Source organism: Accumulibacter sp. (assembly GCF_016789985.1).
Taxonomy (GTDB): Bacteria; Pseudomonadota; Gammaproteobacteria; order Burkholderiales; family Rhodocyclaceae; genus Accumulibacter.
Window position 1 is genome coordinate 1 of the sequence record NZ_JAEUOL010000042.1, and the last position, 4717, is coordinate 4717.

Annotated in this window: 3 protein-coding genes and 1 pseudogene; all 4 read left to right on the plus strand. The window is 63.2% G+C overall.

Annotated features, from left to right (window positions below):
• The first annotated feature begins 225 nt into the window (after positions 1 to 225).
• Positions 226 to 1635, plus strand: a complete 1410-nt coding sequence (locus JNK99_RS02350) for a DUF2252 domain-containing protein (RefSeq protein ID WP_291848093.1) — start codon at positions 226 to 228, stop codon at positions 1633 to 1635.
• A gap of 146 nt (positions 1636 to 1781) precedes the next feature.
• Positions 1782 to 2072 (plus strand): hypothetical protein, encoded by a 291-nt coding sequence (locus JNK99_RS02355; protein WP_291848096.1) that lies wholly within the window; start codon positions 1782 to 1784, stop codon positions 2070 to 2072.
• 253 nt (positions 2073 to 2325) lie between these two features.
• Positions 2326 to 3414 (plus strand): transporter substrate-binding domain-containing protein, encoded by a 1089-nt coding sequence (locus JNK99_RS02360; protein ID WP_291848099.1) that lies wholly within the window; start codon positions 2326 to 2328, stop codon positions 3412 to 3414.
• A 12-nt stretch (positions 3415 to 3426) separates the two neighbouring features.
• Positions 3427 to 4717, plus strand: a pseudogene (locus JNK99_RS02365) (mechanosensitive ion channel domain-containing protein); the annotation flags it as partial.

The following is a 4717-nucleotide window of genomic DNA, read 5'->3' on the forward strand; positions in this document are numbered from 1 at the left end:
AACCATTGGAGTGTCCGCAAAGCCTATCGCAGTGCCCTTTCCTGGTTCAAACGCGGCATCCGCCTTCTCTTGAGACGCGCTGCCAGCGCACTGCCTCTTCCCAAGTTCTTTCAGGGGGCCGAAACATGATAGGTGGTAAGGACGACGATCCTGGAAACCTCATCGGGGGGTGGAGGATTGCTATACTGATAGACGATTATGGGTTTCGACAAAGGGAGAAAACTGATGGCAACTGACGATCAAGAGCAGCCGATCGAACGACGGGCGCGGCCGCACGCCCGCCCGTCGCGTACGGAACTGTATGCGCAGGGGAAGGCACTGCGCAGCACCTGCCCGCGCCAATCGCATGCCGCCTGGAAGCCACCAGCCGACCGGCCCGCGCCGATCGAGCTGCTGGGAAAGGCAAACGAAGGGCGCATTCCGCGGCTTCTGCCGCTGCGCCACGGGCGGATGCTGCAGAGCCCGTTCGTCTTCTTCCGCGGAGCGGCGCTGCACATGGCGACCGACCTCGCCCATACCCCGACGACAGGTATCTACGTGCAGGCCTGTGGCGACTGTCATCTGTCCAACTTCGGCGGCTTTGCCACACCGGAACGGCGCCTGATCTTTGACATCAACGACCTCGACGAGACGCTGCCAGCGCCCTGGGAGTGGGACCTGAAGCGCCTGGCCACCAGCTTCGTCCTCGCTGCGCGCGACAATGGCTTTGGCCAGCGCGAGGCACGCAAGGCAGCGCTCACCCTGGTCCGCTCGTATCGCGACCGGATGATCGAGTTCAGCAGGATGCGCGTGCTCGACGTTCTCTACGCAAGCATCGACGTGGACTGGATCCTCAAGCAGATGAAGAACAGGCGGACGCGCAAGGGAATGGCGCAGCGCGTGGCGAAAGCGCGCACGCGCAGCGTGGCCGAGTTCGACTTTCCGCAGATGGTGAGCAGCGAAGGCGGCAAGATCCGGATCAAGGACAACCCGCCGCTGATCTACCATATTCCTGACCAGGACCCCAATGAGGTCATGGCGCATGTGCGAAAAGCGTTCGGCGCTTATCTGAAAACCGTTCCCAAAAACGTGCGGCATATCCTCGACCAGTTCGATCTGGTCGATATCGCGGTCAAGGTCGTCGGGGTCGGCAGTGTCGGCACCGCCTGCGCCGTGCTGCTGCTCATGGCGGAAGAGCGTGATCCCATCTTCCTGCAGGTCAAGGAGGCGCGCGCCTCGGTCCTCGAGCCGTTTGCCGGCGCCAGCGAACACGCCAACCATGGTGAGCGCATCGTCGTCGGCTCCCGGATCATGCAGGCGGCGAGCGACCTCTTCCTCGGCTGGACGACCGGTCGGGAGGGGTTGCACTTCTATGTCCGCCAGCTCAAGGACATGAAGGTCAAGGTCCCCATCGAACTGCTCGGCCCGACCGACCTCGTTCAATACGCCGCGCTCTGCGCCAGGGCTCTGGCGCGGGCGCATTCCTGCACCGGCGAGGCGGCGAGAATCGCCGGCTACATCGGCAGTGGCGACGTGTTCCCGCGCGCCGTGACGGATTTCGCCATCGCTTATGCGGATCAGAGCGAACGCGACCACCAGACGCTGAAGGACGCGGCGCTCGCCGGCAGGCTTGAGGTTTTCATCGAAGAAGCGTGATGCAACAGCGACACCGGGCAAACTGGTCATCGCCGGTCAGCGCACCGGCACTTGCGAACACCGACCCCGGGCATCCCCGGCCGGAAGGAAGCCGCCGCAGCGTGGCACCCGGTGGCGAGCCGGCCACCACCGCTCCTGGCGTCAGGATGAGCTGGCCCCGGTCGCCACCGGTCGTGCTCGTCGTCCTGCTGCCCGCCTTCCTGCTCGCGAGCTGCGCCGACAACTGGCTGGTGGGCTATAGTGCGGAAACCAACTTCCTCACTTTCGATCACCCGAACTCGGAGAAAGCCGCCACCGAAGTTCGTGCCGAGGCCGAGAGACTGTGCCAGCAACGCAGGCAGGCGGCAACCAGGACCGAAAGCATCTGTAGCCTGACACAATGCGCAACCACCTACCAGTGCGAGGACAAGGAAGACATGATCAGGTACGGGTCCTGATCAACACCCCGGTGACACCGCCCGGTCAACGGTCGGCAGCACCTGCGGCCTGGCAAACCGCAGCCTTGTGACCCGGAAGATGGGCGCGCCTTCGCTCACACGCACACCCCGGTCGGCCGCCCACCACAAGCGTTGCCGCGAAGCTGCGGGCAAGGCAAAATGCCACCCGCCGGCAAACCCGGATTCACTGCGGCAAGGTTGCCCGGGATGCCCGCAATCGAAGCATTGAAATTTTCGTCCCCGGAGAGTCGAGATGTTGTCCGTCATGGGTCGTCTGCTGTACAGGCTGTCGCTGGCCATGCTGTTGCTTTCCGCGGCGCTGGCGCAGGCCGGCAATCCGCCGGTGCGCGTCGCCACCTTCGAACTGCCACCCTTCGTCATGGAACAGGGCGCCGGACTCGATGGTTTCAGCATCGAACTGTGGAACGAGATCGCCGCCCGCCTGCGTCTCGGGACGGACTATCGGGTGGCGCCCGACGTACAGGCGGTGCTCCAGTCGTTGCGCTCCGGCGAGGCGAACATCGCCGTGTCCGGCCTTTTCTACACGTCCGAGCGTGACCGGGAATTCGAATTCTCGTATCCGATCCTGAATGCCGGCCTGCAGATCATGGTGCGCGGCAGCGGCGATGCCTTCATTCCGTCGCCCCTGCGCAACCTCCTGGACTTGCTGTTTTCACGCACGACCCTTGCCTGGCTGGGCGTCGCTCTGTTGTTCATCGTTGTCGCCGGTCACGTGGTCTGGATCATGGAGCGTCGCCAGGAAGACGGGATGATCGCCAGCCACCGCTACTTCCCCGGCATCTTTGTCGCCATGTACTGGGCAGCCTCGACTCTTCTGACGCAGGCGGAGGAGATGCCGCGCCAGTGGCTCGCCCGAACTCTGGCCGTTTTATGGATGTTCGTCGGCATCAGTTTTGTCGCGCTGTACACCGCACAACTGACTGCATCACTGACCGTGCAGCAAATCAAGGGCGCCATCAACGGACCGGAGGATTTGCCCGGAAAGCGGGTCGGCACGCTGCTCGGCGGCTCCGCAGTCGCCTATCTCAAGCAACAGAACGCGATCGTGCAGGAGTTTCAGGAAACAGCCGAAATGTATCAGGCGCTGCTCGAGCACAAGGTGGACGCCGTGCTGCTGGGTGCCGCGGGCCAGCGTTACTATGCCAATCACGAGGGAAAGAGGCGGGTGACGCTGGTTGGCCCGGAATTCAACAAGAATGACGTGGGATTCATCTTCCCCCCGGCAAGCCCCTTACGGAAACGGGTGAACGGTACCCTGCTGGCCCTGCGCGAGGATGGCACGTATCAGAGGATTTACGGAAAGTGGTTTGGCGCTGATTAGGAAGAAATAACCTTGATTCCCGTTCGCTGTGCGCTGCACCCAACCCTGGCGGGGGCCGCTTTTCCCCAGCCGCATCTGGTCACGGCCATTCTTGCGCTGACGCTGCTCCTGCTATTCGCCATGCCGGCCAGATCCGGACAGGACACCCCCCTCACACCGATCGACACCTCCAGCCCGAGGACCACCATCAAGGGCTTTCTCGAATTCATGAGCAAGGGCTACGCGACAGGAGTGGGGAGCGTGCAGTCGTACCTCGCCTCCCCCGATCTCTACCTGTCGCCGGACAAGCTGGCCGCCCTCAACGAATCCATGCGCTTTCAGGAAGCGGCCCAGCGGGTGCTGGATTTAAGCGAAGTTCCGCCGGCCATCGAGCAGGAAACCGCCCGTCGACTGGCCATACAACTCAAGGAGGTACTCGACCGCATCGAGGTTCCGCCCAGCGAGTCGATTCCCGATGCCGAGGCGATGTCCAAGAGCGAGTTCAAGCGCTGGACGCTGCCGAATTCTGAAATTCAACTGCGGCGGGTCGACAGCGGGCCGCGGGCTGGGGAGTATCTCTTTTCCCCGGCCACCTTGAGCCGCCTGCCCGAATTCTACGGCAGGGTCAAGAATTTGCCCTACAAGCCGGGATCTACCCCGGGCTGGGACGACTTCTCGAGCTACAGCCCGATTGGGGTGGCTTTCGTCTTGCGTGGCATGGTGCCATCCCGCTGGTTGATCGATGCCCCGCAACATCGGGTCCGCAACACCTTTCTCGACCAGCCGTTGTGGCGCTGGTGTGCCATCGTTGGGCTCTTCGGAATCGGGCTCGCCTTTGTCCTGCTGTGCTTTCGTTGCAGCCGGTATTGGGTTCAGCAGTGGCCAGCGGCCGAACACTGGGCAAGCCTGCTGCGTCCCCTCAGCCTGGTGGTGGTGACACCGTTGACTGCGGTGATTTGTTCCGACGCGCTGCGCATTTCGGGCGCCGTCTATCAGGTGGTGACGCTGTCGCTGTGGACACTGTTCTACCTCGCCTTGACCTGGGCGGTCTGGGCCGCCGGCGGCCTAGTCGCCGCGAGCCTGATCGCCGGGGAAAAGCTGCTGACCAGCAGCATCGACAGCCAGCTTATTCGTCTGGTGACCCGGCTGATGACCGTCATCGTGGCGCTTGTCATTCTCGTCACCGGTGCAGACCGGATCGGCCTGCCCGCTTATTCGGTGCTCGCCGGTCTCGGCGTCGGTGGCCTTGCGGTTGCCCTGGCGGCACAGCAAACCCTCGCCAACCTGCTCGGCTCCCTGATCATCATGTTCGAGAAGCCCTTCG

Excerpts from the sequence above, each read along its gene's own strand:
- JNK99_RS02360 (WP_291848099.1), top strand. The coding sequence starts at position 2,326 with ATGTTGTCCGTCATGGGTCGTCTGCTGTACAGGCTGTCGCTGGCCATG.
- JNK99_RS02350 (WP_291848093.1), top strand. The coding sequence starts at position 226 with ATGGCAACTGACGATCAAGAGCAGCCGATCGAACGACGGGCGCGGCCG.
- JNK99_RS02355 (WP_291848096.1), top strand. The coding sequence starts at position 1,782 with ATGAGCTGGCCCCGGTCGCCACCGGTCGTGCTCGTCGTCCTGCTGCCC.